Raw genomic sequence first — 21,977 nt, 5'->3', positions numbered from 1 at the left:
TTCAAGCATTTAGTATGTGCTTTCATAATTATAATGATTCCGCACTAACCTACAACGCCATATTCGCATTCAATATTACAATTATTATGCCTATTTACACAATATTTAAACGAAATAATCTGACAAAAATAGTAGCATAGACTGCCTTTTTTTCTTATAGGAGTGTCTTATTGTGTGATTCAAATTCAAATACGAGCTTGGCATCTTACTTGCAATAGCCTAATTCATTATTTAAAAATAACTTTTTAGCAGTTTTGCGACATGTTGTCATAAACTGACATAAAAACATAAATATACCCGAACATAATATGAGCAAATTCGAAACATTTGATTTCAATCAGGCGATTCCCATTATATCTGAAGATACCGAGTTCTTTCCATTATTAAGTCTGCACGATGAAGATGAAATGCGCAATGCAGAAATTCCGGAGTCACTCCCTATTTTGTCCTTACGCAATACAGTCTTGTTCCCAGGTGTGGTAATTCCGATTACAGTTGGACGCGATAAATCTATCAAATTAGTTAAAGAAGCTTATCAAGGAGATAAAACCATAGGTGTCGTTGCTCAGAAAGACATGTCTATGGAAGACCCTACCATCGATGAATTATATCAAATAGGAACAGTAGCACATATCATCAAGGTATTACAAATGCCTGACGGTAATACGACCGTTATATTACAAGGTAAACAGCGATTTAAACTGCTAGAAGCAGTTCAGACTGAACCTTACCTCAAAGCAAACGTAGAAAAATATAAAGAAGAGAAGCCTAAATCAACGAAGGAGTTCAAAGCTTTGATTGCGACATTAAAAGAGATGGCGCTTCAGATTATTCAATTATCGCCAAACCTACCAAGCGAGGCAGGTATTGCAATCAAAAATATTGAAAGTCCTACTTTCTTAATTAATTTTATCTCTTCCAATATCAATGTTGATTTAATTCAAAAACAACAATTATTAGAGCTTTTAAATGCAGATGAGAAAGCACGTCTTCTATTAGAGTTCTTAACTTCAGAAATTCAAATTTTAGAATTAAAGAATCAGATTCAGAATAAAGTTAGAGTAGACTTAGATAAGCAGCAACGTGATTATTTCTTGAACCAACAATTGAAGACAATTCAAGAAGAATTGGGTGGCAATACTCCTGATTTGGAGATAATCGAGCTTCGAAAAAGAGCATCCAAGAAAAAATGGAATGAAGTTATAGCTAAGCATTTCGATAAAGAAATTGAAAAACTGGCACGTATCAATCCGGCAGCTGCAGATTATTCTGTACAGATTAACTACTTGGAATTGCTACTTGACTTGCCTTGGAATGAATTCACGAAAGATAATTTTGACCTTAACAGAGCACAGAAAGTTTTGGATAAAGATCATTACGGGCTAGATAAGGTCAAACAACGTATCATTGAATATTTGGCTGTTCTGAAATTGAAAAACAATATGAAAGCACCTATTCTGTGCTTGGTAGGCCCTCCGGGGGTTGGTAAAACATCGCTGGGTAAGTCTATTGCAAAAGCTTTAGGACGTAAATATACGAGAATGGCTCTTGGAGGAGTTCGCGATGAAGCAGAGATACGAGGACACCGTAAGACTTATATTGGTGCAATGCCAGGGCGTATCATCCAATCGTTAAAAAAAGCAGGCGCATCAAACCCAGTTTTTGTATTGGATGAAATCGATAAGATGAGTGCAGATTTCAAAGGTGACCCATCATCGGCACTATTAGAAGTTCTAGATCCAGAGCAAAATACCACTTTCTATGATCATTATGTTGAGATGGAATTCGATTTATCAAAAGTCATGTTCATCGCTACAGCCAACTCATTGAACAACATCCAGCCTGCGTTGTTAGATCGTATGGAAATCATCGAAGTCAATGGTTATACCATTGAAGAGAAAATTGAAATCGCGAAGAAACATTTACTTCCAAAACAGCGTGAAGCCCATGGATTGACGGCAAAGGATGTTTCTTTGAAAGCTAAAATAATTGAAAAAATAATTGAAGAATATACACGCGAGTCAGGTGTCCGCGGTCTAGAGAAAAAAATAGGCTCTACAGTTCGTGGAATCGCTACCCGTATCGTGATGGAGAAAGAATATAATGTCAATGTCAACGATAAAGATTTAGTAGAGATATTGGGTGCTCCTATTTTCGATAAAGATAGTTATGAAAACAACGAAGTAGCAGGAGTCGTTACAGGCTTAGCTTGGACTTCTGTAGGTGGTGATATTTTATTTATTGAATCAAGCTTAAGTCCTGGAAAAGGAAAAATGAGTTTGACAGGTAATCTCGGCGATGTTATGAAAGAATCGGCTTCAATCGCTATGGCCTATTTACGTTCACATTCAGAAGAATTCAATATTGATTACCGTGTATTCGATCATTGGGATGTACATATCCACGTCCCAGCAGGCGCTACACCAAAAGATGGTCCTTCTGCAGGGGTTACGATGTTGACAGCACTTACATCTTTGTTCACACAGCGTAAAGTGAAAGAAAACCTAGCGATGACAGGCGAGATTACCTTACGTGGCAAAGTTCTACCTGTTGGTGGTATCAAAGAAAAAATATTAGCTGCAAAACGTGCAAACATTAAAGAGATTATCTTATGTAAATCCAATCAAAAGGATATTGAAGAAATCAAAGAAAGCTATATAACAGACATGAAATTCCATTATGTAACCGAAATGTCAGAAGTAATCGCTTTGGGATTGTTGAATCAAAAAGTAAAAAATGCTAAAAATCTGTTACAGTATCTAGACGAAAAGAAATAATTAGGTTATCGAGCGAATAAAAAGCCGCTATAAATTAATTTTTATAGCGGCTTTTACATGAAGCCCATTTTTTTTGACAGTGACATATGTGAAATAATAAATAAACGTGGAGGAAAGGTCTATAAACACAAAATGCTTTCTGTTTAGAAAAGCAAGTGTCTGATTTTAAATTTTAAAAGCTTTGAGAATTATTTCTCAAGCTTCTCATTTTCTTTTTTCGATTCAACAGGACGATCTTCTGTAATCTCCGTTTCCATAAATCCCCAGTTTGTCATGTAGTACATGTATGGGTTCAATTCGATTTTTGATTTTTTTGTTCTTTCTCTTTTTATCATATATATTGTTTTGATTATTAAATTAGATGCAAATACCGAGCCAAACTCGCTCAACTCTCTTTTTATATAACTATAATCGTATTTGCTTCAGTTACTTATAATGTAATATACGTTTTTTATTTGATATAAACAAATAAAAAAGCCAATTACTAAACTTTGATACATTAATTACTCCTTAATGCAGTACTAAGGGCTTTATTGTATAAGGTGTAAATGTATAACACTCATAATTACCGTATAGCGAAGGCTTTCAAGCGGATTTATCTAGTGCACGAATGAAATTTTGAGTCAAACATAGAAACTCCGCTCTTGCATTGACTGAAACATTCAATAAGCAAGACATTATAAAATAGCATATCATCTTTCAATCAAGGAATGAGTTATATTGATGATGTAAAGATATAAACCAGGTCATGTTATCTGTCTAAGCGGGCAACATGACCTGGTGCATATTCAAAGAGTGTGTAAAAGCTTTATTGAATATATGCTGATTCTTTACTTCTTCATTTTATTCTTTATGATAAAGGATTTATACCTTAAAAACGGAATGCCGGGGCTGCAATTTCCTGCATCTTGCTTTTTCTGAATTCTTTCATCGATGCCGGTTCGCGATCCTCAAGCTCTGCGAAATCAACAACATCATTTTCTTTAGCCCATCTAAAATAAGCCTGTGACAATTGGGAAACAATATCATGATTTTGACTTGCAACATCTTTGATCTCTGTAGGGTCAACCTCCAGGTTATAAAGTTCCCATTTATAAGAGGGCCATGTCGAGATAAGTTTCCATTTACCAATACGAGCCGCACGATTACCCGCACGTTCCCAAAATAATCCCTCCGGCCTGTCGATTTGATTTACTTCAGTAAAAAGAACCGGTAAAAGACTTTTCCCTTTTAAAACATTAGGATTTAGCCCATGGTATATTTTTGGATATTTTACTCTTGCTAAAGCATAAAAAGTTGGCGCTAAATCGATAACATGTCCAACACCAAGCTTAATGGCATTCGCAGGTATCCGATTTGGGAACCAGGCGATAAAAGGAGTATTTATCCCGCCTTCATAAGTATAATCTTTGAAAGATTTATAAGGTGTATTAGACGCATATGACCAATTTTTACTTTGTGACTCATAAGAGCCCAATGTACCGACGGAGCCTGTATTGACTCTAGCCCTATGATGCCATTTTACCAAATCTTCTGCAGGTGCGCCATTGTCTGATAAGAATACGATTAACGTATTATCCAATTGTCCATTATCTTTGAGCTTTTGTATAAGTTGGCCAATGCTCTGATCTAATCGATCCACCATTGCAGCGTATACTTCCATTTTCTCAGCCCACAATTGACGTTGGTCAAACGACAAACGATCCCAATCGTAGATATCCTCATCCCGCACAGATAATTTGGTGTCTGGTGCAATTAACCCCAGCTGCTTTTGGCGTTCATATCTTTCTTGTCGGATTGTTTCCCAACCCTGGTTATATTTCCCTTTATATTTGGCAATATCCTGGGGCAAAGCCACAAGCGGCCAATGCGGGGCTGTATGTGCCAAATATAGGAAAAAAGGTTTCTTATCATCCTTAACCTGGTCCAAAAAGAGCAATGCATGGTGATTAATCACATTAGTCGCATAAGCCTCAGGCAACGGATATCCGAGCGAATCCGTTTTGCCTTTGAACCCGGGTGCACCCGAATCCGAGCTTTTTTCATCTTTTGGAAAAACAAGGTCAAATCCGCGTTGCCATGGAAGGCTGGTGCCTTTACCAGACACATGCCATTTACCAGAAGTGATGGTATTATAACCATTCTCTTTTAATACTTCTGCTATGGTTAACGACTCCTGATTGATGTATCCCTGATAAGCAGGTAAGCCCAGATCATTGGAAAAATAGCCCACTCCTGCTTTATGTTGGTATTGTCCAGTCAACAAAGAAGCGCGTGTAGGAGCACATATAGAATTATTATAAAACTCCTGTAACCGTAATCCTTCCGATGCTAACCGATCCAGATTCGGAGTTTCGATTTCACTTCCATATGCCCCTAAATCCGAATAACCTAGGTCATCTGCTAAGATTAAGATGATGTTGGGTTTCTTTTGCTGTGCTACACTTGATGCTGTGAAACCAAGTATCAAATAAAGTATTGAAAATATTCTTTTCATTTCGATGTATATTTTAAGGATTAGCGAAATAAAGATTGAGCTTTGATACGATCATAGTTGACAACATTGTTTTCCTTAGCCCACGCTCGATATAGTTCTTCTAGCTGCTGTACTACTTCAGGATATTGAGAAGCTAGATTATGATTTTCCGCTCTATCCACATCGATGTTGTACAGTTCAGGTCTTCCACTCCTATAAGTCGTTACCAACTTCCATTTTCCATAACGTACAGCACGATTACCGGCACGTTCCCAACATAATGCTTCCGTACGATCGACTTGGGCTTGATCCGTATTCAATAACTTTCGGAGACTTATTCCTGGGAGTTTATGCGTCTCAACATCATAGTTCTTGTTTGGATATTTCGCCTGCGCGTAATCATACAAAGTGGGAGCAATATCAATTATATGCCCTGTCCCCTTCTTAGTTACATTAGCTTTCACTTCCTTTGGATACCAGACAATAAACGGAGCACCAATACCACCCTCATAAGGATTATCCTTATAACTGCGTAATGGCGAATTTCCGGTCTGTGACCAATTGCTATTCTGCATATCGTATGAACCTGCAGACCCCACAGGTCCAGAATTTCGACTGGTATAGATTCGAGCTCGGTCACCACCCTGCGCTCCATTGTCTGATAAGAATATGATAATGGTATTATCGGCGACATGCAGATCTGTTAATGTTTGACGAATCTTGCCAATGCTTTGATCCACGCGATCAATCATCCCAGCAAATACCTGCTGTCGACGTTTCCAATATTGCTGTTCGCTATAGGTCAGATTTTTCCATTCCTCCGTCAATGAATCTTTTGTTGTAACCGCTTGGTCAGCAGGAAAAACACCACGATCGATTGCATTTTCATAACGTTTGATACGTAAACTATCCCACCCAATATGGTAAGTCTGCTGGTATTTTTGAGTTTCTTCTTCTGGCGCTTGTAGTGGCCAGTGTGGCGCATTAAAAGCCAAATATAAAAAGAATGGCTTTTTATCCTGTTGTTGTTCTTTCAAAAATCCAATTGCTTGTTCCGTAATTTCATCTGTCAAATAACGATCTTTGGGTAGATAAAAGGGTTTATTATTTCGATATAGGGGCACCGTCGCTTGCTCAGGAGCATTAATCTCATAAAAATTAGAGGCGCCACCCACAAAATTGAACGAACGTTCAAAACCACGTTGAGCAGGCCACTGGTCAAAATCGTCACCAACATGCCATTTACCCGATATGATAGTAGAATACCCAGCTTTTTGAAGTACCTCCGCCAAAGTTGGCGATTCTTTATTCAAAAAACCCTGATAAGCAGGAAGTCCCAAGTTTACATTGAAATAGCCAAGTCCAGCCTTATGCGAATACTGCCCCGTAAGCAATGATGCCCGTGTAGGCGCACAAATGGAGTTGTTATAAAATTCCTGAAAACGTGTTCCTTGGGCAGCCAATTCTGTTAGATTGGGAGTATGTATTTCTGAAGCACCATAGGGTTCAATATCTGAAAAACCCAGATCGTCCACCAGGATTAATATCACGTTCGGTCTTTTATCCTGTGCCCAAACAGCTTTATAACTGAAGGCGAATAAGAGCATCATTAAATAATAGTATCTTTTCATTGCTTAAAATCTTAATGGTAAAAAAGCTAATTATTGATCCAATCAGGATGTTGTTTGAGATTGGGATTTAAATTCAGTTCACGTTGTGGAGTTGGAAAATGGAGGTGTCTCGGAGCCGCATTGATTTTACCGGCAGCTTTTAATTTAGTAACATAATATGTTGCTCCCCGACGTACTAGGTCAAACCAACGTTGATATTCAAAGGTTAATTCCTTACGTCTCTCCTCAAAAACAGCTTCCCTAAATGTATCTTTGATTAAATCTGCTCCGACAGGGTCAATGTCGGCACGTACTCTTACCTTATTGATCGCTGCCTGGGCCAAAGACGAGGGGCCATTGAGCTCATTCTCTGCTTCCGCCAGGATTAGCAACACTTCTGCATAACGGATGATAGGCAAGTTTTTAGATGATTGACTTTGGTTCCCTACGACACTTTCGTCATAATATTTATGAAACTGAGGCTTTGCCAATGCATAATACTTTCCATCTATCGGAGAGGTCATACCAATCGTAAAGGTGGTACTCAATCGCTTATCTTGGGAAGAAAAACTATTATATAATCCACCCTCAGCATGCCATGCATCAGCATAATCACCATTGATACCAGGAATATCCGTCGGTGCCGATCGGCTTGCTAATGAATTCCCCTGATAACCACTATTACCTTTGAACTGAGCCGAAAAAATATGTTCGATACCGTTTTTCATATCGATGTTAAATACGTCAGTAAATTCGGGAAACAAATCATATCCTTCTTTATCGATGACTTCATGCGCTTTTAATTTCGCATTAGACCAATCTTGTTGCGTCAAATATACCTTTGCCAATATGCTTTTAGCTGCACCAGAAGAAGCTCTCCCTTTATCATTATCACCATATGATTTATATTGAGGCAAATTTTCAGCATCCTTTAGGTCCGCTATAATTTGAAGGTAAACTTCCTTTTCAGTTGCCTTTGCAACATATAGCTCATCCCCTGATAATGATGTTGCTGGTTGAAGAACCAGCGGAACGGGACCAAACCAGCGAACAAGATTGAAATAATGCAACGCCCTCAAAAATTTAGCTTCATTGATCAAGCGTTGACGAATAAATTCATTTATTTTTTCAGTATCTATCTGCGCGATGTATTCGATATTTTGATTTGAAGCATTGATTGCGTCGTAACTTTGTTTCCAAAGTTGCTCCATCCGGTCGTTGGAGGCATCATGAGTCAGATTACTGATAGCACGAACGTGCGCATTCCGGGCACGTGGTCCAGCTTCATAATCATCCGTAGCCATCTCTACCGCAATTTGAAAAAGGCTATTATAAATCGACTGCCCACTTTCATACAATTTTCTGTAGCTACCATTAACTGCAGATACAGCTTGATTTTCATTAAGATAAAATTGTTCGGACACCAGCAAGCTTTCAGGTTTTTCGTCAAGCTTTGAGCATGATACCGATCCAATTAGGATCGTACCAGCAAGTAGTATATGTGTAATTTTCACTAAAACCTCCGTGTTAAAATGTTAAGGATAAACCTAAAGTCAATGAGCGAGATGCTGGGTATATACCCGAATCTGTTCCAATCTGCACGTTACTACCTGAAGTCACTTCTGGATCAAAACCTTGGTATTTGCTCCAAGTCAATAGATTTTGGGCAGACAGATATACATTTAGATTAGAAATACCTGTCGTAGCCAATAGCTGCTTTGGAATGGTGTAACCAAACTGAAGTGATTTCAACCTGATGAAGGAACCATCTTCTACAAACTGATTGGAAAAAACAGGTGCCGGATCCAGTTTAGCTCTAGGATAAGTTTGACTAGGATTTGTTTCTGTCCATCTTTCTAAGGCATCTCTCGATGCATTTTGTTGACCCGTAAACATTTCCAGATTTTGTCGGTTGATATTAAGCAATTCGTTACCTATTGAACCTTGTAGTAATAAAGTAAGGTCAAATCCATTATATGATAGATTATTTGTCAATCCAAAGATAAAATCAGGTTGTGCATTTCCGATGATAGTACGATCATTGGCCGTTGTAAATTTGCCATCGCCATCAATATCTTTGTAAAGACGGTCCCCCGCTTTTGGTATTGCATTGCCTGTAAATGCCCCTTTGGTCGCTTCCTCTCCTTTTTGCAAGATTCCATCTGTCACCGTTCCGTAGAAAGTTCCCAATGGTTCACCTACTTTGATGATATAATTCCCAGTGATGTAGGATTCCGACTCCGCTCCAATGGTTAAGACCTTATTTCGATTAAACGAAAAATTCAAATCTGTGCTCCATAAAAATTGCCCTATCAGATTCTTGCTTTTAACACCTATCTCAAATCCTTTGTTGGAGACCGAACCAAAATTTTGTAAAGAAGACGCATAGCCAGATGTCCAAGGAATCTCGACATTCAACAGTAAATCAGTTGTCTTTTTATAATAATAGTCCATTGTAAACTGTAATCTACTGTTCAGTAGCGCAATGTCCATCCCACCGTCATATTGGTAAGTCGTTTCCCATCCCAGGTTTTTATTCGGAATCCGTTGTGATGCAAAACCAGTGACTACTTTATTCCCAAAAAGATAGTTCAAGTTGTATAATGTGGAGAGTGATTGATATTGACCGATTTCTTGATTTCCTGTAGTTCCAAAACTTGCTCGTATCTTCAGATCGCTGATTGCAGGAAAAGTGGTTTTGAAAAAACGTTCATTACTTGCTCTCCAAGAAATGGCCAAAGAAGGAAAGTTTCCCCATTTATTATCCGCACCAAATCGGGAACTTCCATCACGTCGTATACTCGCCGACACATAATATTTATTGCTATAATTATAATTTATTCGCGCTAGGTAGGAATGTAGTATCCAAGAATGGGTGTCAGAATTGGGCCGCACAATCGTTGATCCACTTTCTAAACTATTGTACAATAGATCATCCGTCACAAAATTTTCAGCCCCAGCATTAAAAACTTCATTTCTTGCTTCCTGCTGTGTAAAGCCTACTAATACATTCAAATTATGTTGTTCAAAAGAACTTGTATAGTTGAGGGTATTTTCATTCAGCCATGAGTATGTATCTAGATTTCCCAAACCTGCTATTCCATTATTCCCAGACCCTTCATAAATATTAGAAGGCAGATAAAATTTATCTGTTCTATTATTCAGATCAACACCGAACAGCATCTTTGCCTGCAATCCTTTGATAATATCATATTGGGCAAAAGAAGTTCCCAACACACGTAATGCATTCGAAGTATTCGTAGTTTCTTTTAAAGTTGCAATTGGATTTGCGAAAATATTTTCAAAAGGATTCCTCAAGGTATACGAACCATCAGCATCGTATATTGTTGCTGTGGGTGGCATTATGAGCAATGCGTTTACAATTCCTGATGGAGCTACTTGAGAAGTCGTTCTGTTGATTGAGATATTAGCACCAACGTTTAACCGTTTAAAAGGATTTGCATTGATATTTGATCGAAAACCTAAGCGGTTAAAGTCTGTGTTTTTAATTACTCCTTCTTGATTAAAATAGTTTGCTCCGATAAAATACTGAACCTGTTCTGCACCACCGGATAAGGAAAGTTGCTGGTTGTTTAGCTTTCCCTTTTGAAAAGCCTCTTCCTGCCAATTGGTTCCCGCTCCCAATTGATTGATTTGCTGCTGTGAAAGGTATTGGAATTTTCCTAAATTCGGATTGGCATCACTGAGCGCTTCATTACGAAGAGCAGCAAAATCAGGAGCATTCAAGACATTTATTTTTTTCAAGACTTGCTGCTGACCAATACTTCCATCATAATTCAATTGCACCCGACCAGCTTTACCTTTCTTAGTAGTAACTAGAATTACGCCATTAGCACCACGAGAAACCGTAGATTGCCGTGGCAGCAGCATCTTTCAATACTTCGATACTTTCTACATCACTAGGATTGATGCTAGACAGGGGGTTGACGGGCGTTCCACTTCCCACACCCGTACTTTCCGTTTGATTATATATTGGAAAACCGTCAATGACATATAGCGGTTCATTTCCTCCCTGAATAGATGCCCCGCCTCGGATACGGATACTTACACCTCCCCCAGGCTGACCTGATGTCTGTGTAACCTGAACGCCTGATATACCACCCTTCAAAGTTTGATCTAAAGAAGCTACATTTTGTTTAAGTAAAGATTCAGACAACGAAGCCACAGATCCAGTGAGGTCTCGACGTTTCTGTGTGCCATAGCCAACAACCACTACCTCGTCGAGATCTTCTGTTGTTGGACGCAGTTCAATGACAGCGGGAGAAGCATTGACAACAATTTTTTTCTTTTCATATCCGACAAAAGAAAGAATAAGGGTAAAAGGAAGCTTTTGACCTGTCACAAATTGAAACCGCCCCTCCCCATCTGTTTTTACGCTGTGCGTAACAGCTTCCAGCTGAATGGTAACACCCGAAATGGGTTCTTTATTAGAAGCATCAATCACCTTGCCCACCAAAGAGGCATTGATAATTGGCTTAGGTTCTTCTTGGGCAGAAAGAGCATTTATGCCCAATATAAAGAACAAAATATGTATAGAATACCGAAGTACTCCTAATTTTTTCATAGTTTTACGGTGTTTTATAGTGAATACTTACAAGTGCCAACGCCAATTGAAAACTTGTTGTTCATGAATTGAAAACTTGGGGAGGCCTATGGCTTCCCTATTTTTTTAAGAAGATTTTTTTAGGATTAGATACACATTCGCATCCGAGTTGATAGGCAATAAAGGATGACTTGATCAGCAAAGGAGACTGTTCTTTCTGATGGTTTAGAGAAGTTGTTTTTCATAAACTTTGTTAAATAATTAATACTGATTTAGAATTCGTTGCCAACGCCAATTGAATAACGACAAAGCAAATATAAAAATAAATTCCAAAAAGTCTACTGGATTAGTAGATTTAATATAATAATCTATATTATGCCCTTTATACCCCCTTTAAATCGTTATGTTTTGGATATATCTCTTGATTAATTAATCCGCTCATTTTTTCGTTCAGATGACAGTTTTTTTATCTATAAACGGAAAAACCGGACATCGCAAAAAAATGCAATAGTCCGGTTCTATTATAATGACCAAATCAGCGTTATTGGCCCTGTTATTCACCTATAAAACTACAGTTGATATATACTGAACATAGATTAATCAGCGTTATCTTTTAGCCATTTCAAACGTCGTTGATCTGCAAGATGCTTGACAGAAAAGTGTTCAAATGTTGCATCAAAGCCATTTCCGTCGGGACAAGCGGCCATTAAACCAACCATTACTGGTGTATTATCCTGAAGATAAGCATTACGCATCATCGTATATGTTTTATCATCAAAAGAATAAAAAATCTCCACAGCATCTAATCTTCTAACCGCTTTGATCCATACATAAGGAACTGCACTATCCAAGCTGATGATGCTCCAGTCGCTTGTACGATGTGTTACTACCGTACTTAGATTATATTTTCCATCCACAAACTCGATTCCGGCTTTAATATAATTCTCCTTATCAATTCTTAGCATGAGCCCCATTTGGTCAAAACGTGCTTTATAATCGGCAGATATCTTTACTTTAGTTTCAAACTCACCACCATATGTTCCATAATAAAAGGGCGCATCGTCAACGGTAAAACCATAATGTGATATGCGCCAATAATCACTCTGTGGTGTCACAAACATTTTGAGTGCATTATCCTTTACTTCCCACTTTGCAGGCTCGTTGAACCATTGCATTTTTGTTAGATTTTGTGCTACCGCCCATTGTTGGCACACTACGGCCAAAAAGACCAATACGAGTTTCTTCATCTTGTTTTATCAAAAATAACCTTATAATTCTTTACTTTAGCAAAGGTATACGAGTATTTAATGATAATCAATACTGATTAATAACCATTTTTTACAACATGAACAACATTGCAAGCATCCTTAATGATCAGCTTTTAAAACAGGCATTTGACCAAGAACCAGATGCTTATAGACAGCTTGAGCAATGTCAGTGTATGGCACAGCTCTATGCGCATGTTGAAAATTCAATTGCAGTACTAAGCGATCTAAAGATTGAAAAAAGCTATCTATATTATGGTGGTATTGCCTCGGCATTAGGGCTATCTGATCAGGATATCTGTTCGGAAATTGATTCCATATGGGAAGATGCTATTTTCAACCTCATCCATCCCGATGATCTATTACAAAAGCACATGTTAGAATTGCAGTATTTTCATTATATAAAGCATGTACCACATACCAAACGATACGATTATCATGTAATCAGTAAGATTAGGATGCGTCATCAATCCGGGCAATACATATGGATATCACACCGCATGTACTACGTCCGTAATTCGTCCAATGGCAGCATCTGGTTAGCTTTATGTTTATATAATTTCGCTCATTTCTCAGAGCAGACCGAATCCTACGAAGGATGTATTGTCAATAGTGTCACAGGCCAGATTATTCAGTCGGAAAAGCAAGAAAGTGGTAATCTATTATCTAAAAGAGAAATAGAGATCCTTCGTCAGATTAAAATTGGTAAGCGAAGTAAAGAAATCGCCGATGTGTTTTCCATTAGCATCAATACTGTCAACCGGCATCGACAGAATATTCTTGAAAAACTACGTGTCAACAATTCCATAGAAGCATGTCGTGTAGCATCCTCCTTAAACCTGCTCACTTAATTAATACGGAGAGGCTTTGAATATTTACTTTCCTTTTGGAAACTCTTCACGCACTATTAAATCGGGAATCAGCACAAGTTTTCTTTTCTCCCACCGCTGGCAAATTTCTTTCGGTATTTTCATTTTTAATAAACTACTTACCGGTCTTCCTGATTGCAATCCTAACTGCCATCTTTTCTGAATTTTCAAGAAGTCTCTCAAAATTGAATCTTGGGGAAGATCATTTGTTTGAACCAAAGAACCATTTATTGATATTATAACATTAAAAACATGATCTGAATATAACTTTTCATTCTTTAAAACACCAATTTGATGCAAGGAATCTAAATAATTAACCCAATGAATCTTGAACTTATCTATTCCGTTTGGAGGTTGATGAAAAGCATCTACTGCTACAAAAGTATGAACTAGAGAGTCAGATGTGTTTTTTTCTTGTGCCTTCACAATATAGGCGCAGGAAAAAATAATGAAAATAACAGAAGAGACTATCCGCATCATAAGTGTAGTAATATGAAATATAACTTTACTAAATTAAGTTAACAATATTATACTAATATAGTTACTAATTAAGTTTCCTCTTTTTAATATTTGACCCACCGTAATGAAAACTTGACCCTCAGAAGTTTTAGGTGAAGCTATTTTTTTACACCGGTTAAAAACAAAGCCGCAATGACTATAAAACCCGCGCCAGTCAATATTGGAGGTAGTATAGCTGCTTTCATACCCAAATAAATCATCACAATAGCGATTAACATGAGCAGTATAATCAATGTTGTTTTCATAGCTTTATATTTCTGTTACAAAATCGTTAAAGCATAAACTTAATTAAAAATACTGGTAAAATGCATCGATCTTCCTAATAGTACGCAGTGGATGACGTAATCTAATGATGGGTTTTTCATATATATACTATATCCCCACTCATTCATTTCATTTTTATTGACATAAACAGTTTTGTTTCACTATATTTGACATAAAATAGTTAAAGATACTATATCATGAAATATTTTATATTGATGAGCGATATCATTGGAAGTGGTCAAAAAAATCAAACGTCGTTGATGGTTGACTTTAAGAAGACCGTAGCCAAGATAAATAATGATTACAAAAATAGTCTACCTTCTCCCCTTACGATTACATTAGGAGACGAATTTCAAGGACTTGTCAGCAATCTAGAGACCGGGCTGGACATCATTCTTGAGTTAGAAGAAGAAATCATTAGACAAGGGTATGATTTTCAATTGCGCTATGTACTTCTTTATGGTGATATCGAAACGAAAATCAATAAAGAAATCGCTTATGAGATGCTTGGCGATGGCTTACGCGATGCACGTTATACACTCAATAGCATGAAATCCAAATCACAACGATTTTATATACAGATCGGGAACACTGACTTAGATTCGATTTTGAACAATACCTTTCTTATCCTTGAAAATATCATCGATAAGTGGAACCCAGAAAAAGATTATGAATTGATTGAAGCATTTATTACATTTAAAGATTATAAAATCGTTGCTGATCAAGTGAAAAAAACAAGGTCCCAAATCTGGAAACGGGAAAAAACATTAAATATTTCATCATATGAAGCGACCAAAGCAATATTAAGAACAATCAGTAAACTACCCTATGCACCTCGTTTATAACATCCTGATCATCCTTGTTGCAGAGCTGCTGCTTAGTCTTGCATTTTGGATCTTCACTCCTCAGTCTGTCAATAACAAGAAATTTGATCTTAAATCCACTGTTAAGGGTGTGCTCGAACGTCTTTTTATGACCTATAGCCTATGTCAAGGGTTCCCACATGTACTGACGCTCTTTGGCGCTCTAAAATTAGGGACTCGACTCAAACGAGCTGAAAAAGAAGATACACCAGAAAATATCAAAAAAGAAGCTGCTTATAATGATTACTACCTGATTGGAAACCTGATCTCTGTAGCCCTAAGTATTTTTTACTACAGTCTATTCAAGTAAGAAGAAAGTGGTATTGTCTAAAAATTGATTCCGTACCATAACAGTTCTTGATAAAGAACCAAATTCAAAATAAAATGACTTTCAAACACCTTTTTAAAGCCACACTAAAATGGCGAAACAAAGCACAACCATACGCATCAAAATTCTCTAGTAAAACCCATCGGATATCAATAGCAGGCAAACCCGATCTAGATATCTCAGCCGCAAAAGCGTTCAAAGGAGATCCAGCATTATATAATCCGGAAGACCTCCTTTTGAGTAGTTTAGCTTCCTGCCATATGATGTCCTACTTATATGTCTGTGCCCAAAATAATATCGACGTTATCAGCTATGATGACCATGCAGAAGCAATACTTGAAGTCCAACCTGATGGCAGTGGTCGTTTTATAGAAGTACGATTAAACCCGCGAGTCACAATTGCACATCCCGCGCAAATAACCTTGGCCATAAATCTCCATACAAAGGCCAACCAACTATGTTTTATAGCAAATTCCTGTAACTTTCCAGTGCTGCATAATCCCACTTGTCAAGTAATCTAAATTAAAAACAAGACCATTACCCCATAATTTACGGTATTAAATAACCTATGGCTCAATAGTATAACATCTGGCAGTCAACTATTTGAAAAACGTGTATAACAAACATTAATATTTAGAAGCATTAACATATAGTAAATCGAATCATAATTATAATTTCTTTATAGCGGTTATGCTAGCTATTTTACGTAAAATTGCAGCTTATAAAAATCAAATTGAGATATTTTTTCCATATTGCCTATCAAGGACAGTGTTATAGTGGCTGGCAAAGACAGCCAAACGTTACAACTGTGCAAGAAATTTTGGAAAATACGCTTCATAAAGTTCTAAAGGTACCAACGACTATATATGGTTGTGGCCGTACAGATGCAAGTGTACATGCAAGTCAATATTTTTTCCATGCAGATATAGAGAAAGAATGTGATTTTGATTTACTTTATCGATTGAACAAAGCTCTTCCTGCTTCAATTGCTATCTACGACATCATAAAAATGGAAGGTAAGCCACATGCCCGTTTTGACGCCGTACAAAGAGAATACGATTATTTCATCCATACTTATAAAGATCCCTTCTTAAGCAATCAAAGCTCTTTATACCAATATCCGAATCTGGATTTTCAAAAAATGAGTGATGCTGCGAAATTATTACTTCAATATAATGATTATCGCTCCTTTTGTACCCACCCCGATAAAAACGATCATACGATATGTCATGTTTCGTCAGCCGGAATATTTGTCAATGCCAGTGAAGACCGAATACGATTTAATATTTCCAGTAATCGTTTCTTAGGTAAAATGATTCGTATTTTAACCGGAAAGCTTTTGCAAATTGGAATTGGAGAGCTATCTATACAAGAATTCGAACATCATTTAATCACACTAGAAATACCAAAAATATTAAAACCCGCATATCCAATAGGATTATACCTTTCCAAAGTTAACTACCCCTATTTAAACCTTCCTCCACGAACCGATTTTTTAACACCATCTCAAAGTTCCGATTGGATCTTGATTTAGAAATACTACGCTTCACTTTACTATTTCTCAGGTTACGTTATTTTTGATGAATAGATTTTTTTATTTAAATTTTCAATTCTCACAAGCTTAACTAAAGCACCTATTTGTTGCCCCCAACTTAACACATCCCTCCATGCACTATTTTTTGAGTTTCGAATGACCCTCGATTCAAAATATTATGTCACCCATTACAATTGCTACAAGATTGCCAGACTTAAATTGAACAGATTGTTTTACGCAAATATTTATTCTTTCATTAACCTTTAGCCACTGCATTTACGCTACACCCCTCACATCATATTCAGACAATAAATGAGATAATTTTATGCACATTTAACATCGTATAATTCACCCCATATTGTATAATCTGACATCGTATCATAATAACTCATTAAAAAACAATATATTAAAACTTATATACTAATATTATTAGCTGAAAAGAAGCCTAATTTTGCAACACCTTTTAAGGGGATAATTTACTTCATCAAGAATATTAGAGTGCCATAGCATTGAAATGATTGGAGTCTGGTTTTTTTTACAGACATAATAAAACTAATAATATTAGCGATATGAGATTCGGTAAATAACTGTAAGTCGCTATAATAAGGCATAACTAATAATCAAAATTTGGTATTTAATAAAAAGCCATTTAGCCTCCCCTTCTATTTCCATTATATATCGAATTCCTGATGTTAGCGCAGAGATCAAAACTGTAAAGCGGTGAAGAATTCTCTTACACAATTAATGCTAACAAATAAACTGGTTTCAAATACAATGAAATTAAAATTGTATCTAAAACAAATTAATCTTAGTTTGTCCTTCAATAACAATCAGATCCACCTATGAAAGACCACTACTCCAGTGTACCAAACTATCGCACCGTGTTAACCATGCTAATCTTAATAAGCGCAAGTTATTTGGATGTTTTCAGCCAAGAAATAGCAGATCAAAGGATAATGCACGACTATCAATCGGCTTTAAAGGATTACGAATCCTTTGAGCAAAACCACCGGAAAGATATGCAGGTAAAAAATGTAAGGCTCTCTTATTTAGAATGGGGCAATCTTGATAATAAAGATAAAGTGCTAATATGGCTACATGGTAGCTTAAGCAATGCCTATGAATTTTATCCATATGCAGATAGCATCGTAAAGTCTGGATATCGAGTGATTTCCATTGATCAATACAACGCCGGAAAAACTCCTCTCCCAAACTTTGACGCTTCATTTGACGACCTCAGTATAGACATCAAGTGTTTGATGGATTCGTTAGGAATTGAAAAAGCAGTTATTGGCGGGTTCTCACGCGGTGCATTTTTGGCAACACATATTTACAAAACTATGCCTCAATACGTAAGCGCACTGATATTAGAGGACGGTGGTTTCTGTAGCCTTTGCCACAAGCTATCTCAAACTCGATGAAGAGTCATTAAAACGAAAACTGAAAGATGTTGATCTCCCAGCAGAGCTTGTAGACAAGTATTCCGGATATTTCTCCCATAAATTTGACGCCTATAAAAGTTTATACGATGCCGATATCAATACAAATCAATTTGAAATTCTGAGTTATTTGAAACCACAGAACAACCAGTGGATTACATATCGAGGGCAATTTGAATATTATCATATGCAAGATAGCTTGCATATGGCAGAAGTGATCTTCCATAAACCCAATGTCAGTAAATACGCAAAATCTATAGTCGAAGTCAAACCCACTGATATCTTTAAAGATTTAGCTACCCCAGTCTTAATAATGGATGCAAATGCAGAACAAGATCCTATACCGGTACGAATTGAAAATAGAGAACTGGCCATGAAGCATCCTCAATTTATCAAACTTGTCGTATTTGAAGATGTAGCCCATAATATCCACTATACCTACCCAAGCAGATTCCTACATGAGGTTATTTCCTTCTTAGATCATCAGGTTAAAGATTGACACTTATTACACTCAGTATCCTTAAACATAACGAAGACTTGCATTACTATTTTCCAATAAATGCTTCTATCATTAGCCCTATGGTGCATAACAATTAGATTCTTTATACTTTAAATAAAAAGGCGATAAACCTAATTTCAAATCAGATTATCGCCTCTTGTATGTTGAATGTTTTGCGCTATTGCTAAAAATCAGTAATTGCCATCGCAGCAGTTTTCAATAGGGTACCATTATCATGAACGCTCATCCATGCAAAATATAGCTGACCATCAAAAATTTCCATTTGAGGAAAACCAGTCTTTCTACTGGATGAAAGCGCTGCAATCTGTCGAATAGGACCTTTTTTTCCATTTACATTTACTTTCATCGCATAAAGAAATGTCTCCTGACCTTTAGATTGCATCCAGCTCACAACAGCTTGAGTCGAGTCAATCAAGGAAACATCTACCCGACCAAGAACCTCCTTATTACTGATCAAAATTGGTGCATTGAACTTTTCGCCACCATTATTCGAAAAAATAAGCTGTACCCTAGGATTGTCATCAGCTGCTGTAAACCAAGCCACAGCCAATGTATTGTCCACCGCAGCAGATTTGGGGCCATTTACCGGGCAACCTTGTATAAACCAATTATCTGCATAGATTGGGATAGGTTTTGTCCACACATCACCTACCTTCCGCACGATAACGATATCGCGTATATTATCCTCAGTGCAGTCCCTATACAAAACTACAGGACCATTGCTGGTCATACTAGCCGTAGTTTGGCAACAGGTACATGCACTGGCATCGAGTATCTGTTCATCGATTACATCGCCACTAGCCGTAACTTCGGCGGCCCTTACACTCATAGTACCGCCATGATGTCCACCGTGTCCATGGTCAGCACCCTCCATATTACGTCCGTCCAGCCATGCGACTAAGAAACTACTATCCCGATAAGGGATCATCGATACAAAGCCGTGTTCGGTATCCGTATGATCGTTATTCAAAGGCTGGTAGGTTCCATTTTGCTTTCCATTTGCAGTCGAAACATTATATTGAATACCATATGCCATTTTTCCTGTAGCGGTTTGTTGCAGATAATGACTCAATATATGGCCATCATGCGCTGCTATCATCGGATAATCCGCCCAATTTACAAACCAATTTTCGCCGGTAGTAAGTACCTTCGGCTCTAACCATCTTCCATCCTGAAGACTGCTATATAAGAGCCTTGTACTGGAGCCCGTCAGGGAATCCACCCACGAGAGATATAGTTTACCATCATTTGATGTCAGGTGAGGTAGGATAGCTCTATCTCCCTTAGGAAATGGAATATCCTGAAGACCATCCACCTGCTTCAAATTTCTTTCACAGGCGGACATGATGATCATCAGATATAATAGACCTATTATTCGAGTCGTATTTTTCATTGTAATTATTTGTCTATTCATTATTTATTTGATTTTAAGGAAACGAGGCTAGCATGAGCATATACTTCAGCACAGCATACTCTTGTTGGTTTCATAAAGTGCTGTCAGTAACCATTTGTCTGTTTCATTCCACTAGCCACAATCTCGTTAGCTGGTATTGGGTATATCGTCTTAGGAGATGTCGCCGCAATGGTCAATGCATTGCTGTTCAACCCTGTGTTGACATGATCTGACTGTCGTCTTTCAATAAGGGTACCAGTACGGATCAAATCATAGATTTCATGCCCTTCCAATGCCAATTCCCTTCTCCTTTCCTTCGCGATTCGTCTTAACAGTTCAAGTCCACCCACTGTAGCTTTATTTTTTTGAAAATCGGTCGTACGATTTTTAATGAGCACATTTAAGTAATATAAAGCCTTTTCATCACCTCCTTTTGCCCCATGCGCACATGATTCGGCCGCTATAAGTACGATTTCAGAGAGCCGAATCACGGGAATATTGTGCATACTTAGTCCAGCTCCACCACTTCGATTTATATATTTTACAAACGCAGCCTGTTTACCTTCTTTATCCTTCATCAATAAATTGGCACGCGGGTCGCCCTCATATTCTTGCAGTAAGTCGATAAAAGATTGTGTGGCTAAGACATCTCCCTGTCCACCCGAACGATAATCAAATTGAGCACCAAGACCATTGCTCCCTGAGGAGTTATCATTACCTACACTGAGTTCAAATATAGATTCAGAAGTATAATCCGAAAAGCTGTAGCTATCCAGGCCCATTAATTTTTCTTCAGACATCACGTTCAGTACTTTTTGAGCATAATCCATAGCCATTTGCCAATTTTCCTGATAGAGATATACTCTTGCCAATAATGAACGTACCGCTATTTTCGTCATGTACTTTGAACTTCCGGAAGATAAGTCATCCTCCTGCATTAAATTTTCAGCAGTCTGCAGATCCTTCACAATTTGATTGAAGGTCTGAATCAGCGATCCCCTTTCTATTACGACCTCATTTGGATCTAATTTCAATGGGATACCCTGCGATAGTCCTTTTTCCCTAATCCATGGGTAGGCAAAAGTTCGAGCGAGATCAAAAAAGATCATCCCTCGAAGAGCGAGCGATTCAGCTTTAATTTGCTTACGCAATACATCATCTCCAATAGCGTCATCTATATTTGCTAAAATAAGATTGAGATTACCAATAACTTTGTAACATTGTAACCAGAGCACCGCTGCACTTCCATTATTATTTCCGCTTTCTTCATATCGGTATTCTATTTGTTCATATTCTCGAGGATTGTATATGGTTTGTACAAATCTAAAATCAGGACTCTTAACAGCCGAGCGTTTATAGAGTATTCTACCAAGATAATTACTTCCCGAAACTTCATTATAAGAACCCACAAGCAGACGTTTCAATTTATCAACATCATGAATGACCAGTTCTTCAGAAATGACATGATCGGGTTTTTGATCCAAAAAATCATTCTTACAGCTTACAACTGTTAGTGATAGTAATAAAATGGTTAAAATAGTATATTTATAATTCAT

19 protein-coding genes are annotated in these 21,977 nt (G+C 37.4%); 8 read left to right on the top strand and 11 right to left on the bottom strand.

Annotated features, from left to right (window positions below; genetic code table 11):
- Nucleotides 1–308: 308 nt before the first annotated feature.
- Nucleotides 309–2,777, top strand: coding sequence for an endopeptidase La (lon, locus tag ACFX5U_RS10760; RefSeq protein ID WP_280567830.1), 2,469 nt, complete (start codon nt 309–311; stop codon nt 2,775–2,777).
- A 188-nt stretch (nt 2,778–2,965) separates the two neighbouring features.
- On the opposite strand, the gene ACFX5U_RS10755 is transcribed toward lon, so the two are convergent.
- From ACFX5U_RS10755 to ACFX5U_RS10725, 7 genes are all read right to left on the bottom strand, one after another.
- A complete protein-coding gene (locus ACFX5U_RS10755) occupies nt 2,966–3,112 on the bottom strand; it encodes a hypothetical protein (protein ID WP_158500285.1) in 147 nt (48 codons plus the stop codon).
- A 536-nt stretch (nt 3,113–3,648) separates the two neighbouring features.
- Nucleotides 3,649–5,274 carry an arylsulfatase gene (locus ACFX5U_RS10750; protein WP_400263459.1) on the bottom strand — a complete coding sequence of 542 codons (1,626 nt, stop codon included), beginning with the start codon at nt 5,272–5,274 and terminating at the stop codon, nt 3,649–3,651.
- A 20-nt stretch (nt 5,275–5,294) separates the two neighbouring features.
- Nucleotides 5,295–6,884 carry an arylsulfatase gene (locus tag ACFX5U_RS10745; RefSeq protein ID WP_400263458.1) on the bottom strand — a complete coding sequence of 530 codons (1,590 nt, stop codon included), beginning with the start codon at nt 6,882–6,884 and terminating at the stop codon, nt 5,295–5,297.
- A gap of 26 nt (nt 6,885–6,910) precedes the next feature.
- Nucleotides 6,911–8,377 carry a RagB/SusD family nutrient uptake outer membrane protein gene (locus tag ACFX5U_RS10740; RefSeq protein ID WP_400263457.1) on the bottom strand — a complete coding sequence of 489 codons (1,467 nt, stop codon included), beginning with the start codon at nt 8,375–8,377 and terminating at the stop codon, nt 6,911–6,913.
- Nucleotides 8,378–8,390: 13 nt separating this feature from the next.
- Entirely contained in the window at nt 8,391–10,754 is a 2,364-nt protein-coding gene (locus tag ACFX5U_RS10735; RefSeq protein WP_400263456.1) for a SusC/RagA family TonB-linked outer membrane protein, read from the bottom strand.
- Nucleotides 10,714–11,448, bottom strand: a complete 735-nt coding sequence (locus tag ACFX5U_RS10730; RefSeq protein WP_400263455.1) for a TonB-dependent receptor plug domain-containing protein — start codon at nt 11,446–11,448, stop codon at nt 10,714–10,716. The genes ACFX5U_RS10735 and ACFX5U_RS10730 overlap by 41 nt, the downstream gene beginning before the upstream one ends.
- 575 nt (nt 11,449–12,023) lie before the next feature.
- Nucleotides 12,024–12,674 (bottom strand): DUF1349 domain-containing protein, encoded by a 651-nt coding sequence (locus ACFX5U_RS10725; protein ID WP_400263454.1) that lies wholly within the window; start codon nt 12,672–12,674, stop codon nt 12,024–12,026.
- Between the two features lie 98 nt (nt 12,675–12,772).
- Between ACFX5U_RS10725 and ACFX5U_RS10720 the strand changes: the two genes are divergently transcribed.
- The gene (locus ACFX5U_RS10720) at nt 12,773–13,543 is read left to right on the top strand and encodes a LuxR C-terminal-related transcriptional regulator (protein ID WP_400263453.1); all 771 of its coding nucleotides are present in this window, start codon (nt 12,773–12,775) and stop codon (nt 13,541–13,543) included.
- Between the two features lie 24 nt (nt 13,544–13,567).
- Here ACFX5U_RS10720 and ACFX5U_RS10715 read toward each other — a convergent pair whose 3' ends face one another.
- Complete coding sequence (locus tag ACFX5U_RS10715; RefSeq protein ID WP_400263452.1) at nt 13,568–13,987, bottom strand: hypothetical protein; 420 nt, start codon at nt 13,985–13,987, stop codon at nt 13,568–13,570.
- A gap of 191 nt (nt 13,988–14,178) precedes the next feature.
- The gene (locus ACFX5U_RS10710) at nt 14,179–14,325 is read right to left on the bottom strand and encodes a hypothetical protein (protein WP_200878637.1); all 147 of its coding nucleotides are present in this window, start codon (nt 14,323–14,325) and stop codon (nt 14,179–14,181) included.
- Nucleotides 14,326–14,541: 216 nt separating this feature from the next.
- Between ACFX5U_RS10710 and ACFX5U_RS10705 the strand changes: the two genes are divergently transcribed.
- The 6 genes from ACFX5U_RS10705 to ACFX5U_RS10680 all read left to right on the top strand — a co-directional run bounded on the left by ACFX5U_RS10705 (nt 14,542) and on the right by ACFX5U_RS10680 (nt 19,007).
- Entirely contained in the window at nt 14,542–15,189 is a 648-nt protein-coding gene (locus ACFX5U_RS10705) for a SatD family protein (RefSeq protein ID WP_400263451.1), read from the top strand.
- Nucleotides 15,173–15,517, top strand: coding sequence for a hypothetical protein (locus ACFX5U_RS10700; protein ID WP_400263450.1), 345 nt, complete (start codon nt 15,173–15,175; stop codon nt 15,515–15,517). The genes ACFX5U_RS10705 and ACFX5U_RS10700 overlap by 17 nt, the downstream gene beginning before the upstream one ends.
- A 74-nt stretch (nt 15,518–15,591) precedes the next feature.
- Nucleotides 15,592–16,056, top strand: coding sequence for an OsmC family protein (locus ACFX5U_RS10695; RefSeq protein WP_400263449.1), 465 nt, complete (start codon nt 15,592–15,594; stop codon nt 16,054–16,056).
- A 212-nt stretch (nt 16,057–16,268) separates the two neighbouring features.
- Nucleotides 16,269–17,069 carry a tRNA pseudouridine(38-40) synthase TruA gene (gene truA, locus ACFX5U_RS10690; RefSeq protein WP_280567859.1) on the top strand — a complete coding sequence of 267 codons (801 nt, stop codon included), beginning with the start codon at nt 16,269–16,271 and terminating at the stop codon, nt 17,067–17,069.
- A gap of 890 nt (nt 17,070–17,959) precedes the next feature.
- Entirely contained in the window at nt 17,960–18,490 is a 531-nt protein-coding gene (locus ACFX5U_RS10685) for an alpha/beta fold hydrolase (RefSeq protein ID WP_400263448.1), read from the top strand.
- Nucleotides 18,447–19,007: an alpha/beta fold hydrolase gene (locus ACFX5U_RS10680; RefSeq protein WP_400263447.1), complete on the top strand. Its 561-nt coding sequence runs from the start codon at nt 18,447–18,449 to the stop codon at nt 19,005–19,007. The genes ACFX5U_RS10685 and ACFX5U_RS10680 overlap by 44 nt, the downstream gene beginning before the upstream one ends.
- 184 nt (nt 19,008–19,191) lie before the next feature.
- Here ACFX5U_RS10680 and ACFX5U_RS10675 read toward each other — a convergent pair whose 3' ends face one another.
- The gene (locus ACFX5U_RS10675; protein ID WP_400263446.1) at nt 19,192–20,442 is read right to left on the bottom strand and encodes a hypothetical protein; all 1,251 of its coding nucleotides are present in this window, start codon (nt 20,440–20,442) and stop codon (nt 19,192–19,194) included.
- Between the two features lie 83 nt (nt 20,443–20,525).
- Nucleotides 20,526–21,977 carry a RagB/SusD family nutrient uptake outer membrane protein gene (locus tag ACFX5U_RS10670; protein ID WP_400263445.1) on the bottom strand — a complete coding sequence of 484 codons (1,452 nt, stop codon included), beginning with the start codon at nt 21,975–21,977 and terminating at the stop codon, nt 20,526–20,528.

This window comes from Sphingobacterium sp. SG20118, from assembly GCF_044740685.1.
Taxonomy (GTDB): Bacteria; Bacteroidota; Bacteroidia; order Sphingobacteriales; family Sphingobacteriaceae; genus Sphingobacterium.
Note: the sequence above shows the minus strand (reverse complement) of the source record. Positions and strands in the feature narration are given on the sequence as shown.

Coding starts and splice junctions, on each gene's coding strand:
- lon (WP_280567830.1), top strand. CDS start 309: ATGAGCAAATTCGAAACATTTGATTTCAATCAGGCGATTCCCATTATA.
- ACFX5U_RS10755 (WP_158500285.1), bottom strand. CDS start 3,112: ATGATAAAAAGAGAAAGAACAAAAAAATCAAAAATCGAATTGAACCCA.
- ACFX5U_RS10750 (WP_400263459.1), bottom strand. CDS start 5,274: ATGAAAAGAATATTTTCAATACTTTATTTGATACTTGGTTTCACAGCA.
- ACFX5U_RS10745 (WP_400263458.1), bottom strand. CDS start 6,884: ATGAAAAGATACTATTATTTAATGATGCTCTTATTCGCCTTCAGTTAT.
- ACFX5U_RS10735 (WP_400263456.1), bottom strand. CDS start 10,754: ATGCTGCTGCCACGGCAATCTACGGTTTCTCGTGGTGCTAATGGCGTA.
- ACFX5U_RS10730 (WP_400263455.1), bottom strand. CDS start 11,448: ATGAAAAAATTAGGAGTACTTCGGTATTCTATACATATTTTGTTCTTT.
- ACFX5U_RS10725 (WP_400263454.1), bottom strand. CDS start 12,674: ATGAAGAAACTCGTATTGGTCTTTTTGGCCGTAGTGTGCCAACAATGG.
- ACFX5U_RS10720 (WP_400263453.1), top strand. CDS start 12,773: ATGAACAACATTGCAAGCATCCTTAATGATCAGCTTTTAAAACAGGCA.
- ACFX5U_RS10710 (WP_200878637.1), bottom strand. CDS start 14,325: ATGAAAACAACATTGATTATACTGCTCATGTTAATCGCTATTGTGATG.
- ACFX5U_RS10705 (WP_400263451.1), top strand. CDS start 14,542: ATGAAATATTTTATATTGATGAGCGATATCATTGGAAGTGGTCAAAAA.
- ACFX5U_RS10700 (WP_400263450.1), top strand. CDS start 15,173: ATGCACCTCGTTTATAACATCCTGATCATCCTTGTTGCAGAGCTGCTG.
- ACFX5U_RS10695 (WP_400263449.1), top strand. CDS start 15,592: ATGACTTTCAAACACCTTTTTAAAGCCACACTAAAATGGCGAAACAAA.
- ACFX5U_RS10685 (WP_400263448.1), top strand. CDS start 17,960: ATGCTAATCTTAATAAGCGCAAGTTATTTGGATGTTTTCAGCCAAGAA.
- ACFX5U_RS10675 (WP_400263446.1), bottom strand. CDS start 20,442: ATGAATAGACAAATAATTACAATGAAAAATACGACTCGAATAATAGGT.
- ACFX5U_RS10670 (WP_400263445.1), bottom strand. CDS start 21,977: ATGAATTATAAATATACTATTTTAACCATTTTATTACTATCACTAACA.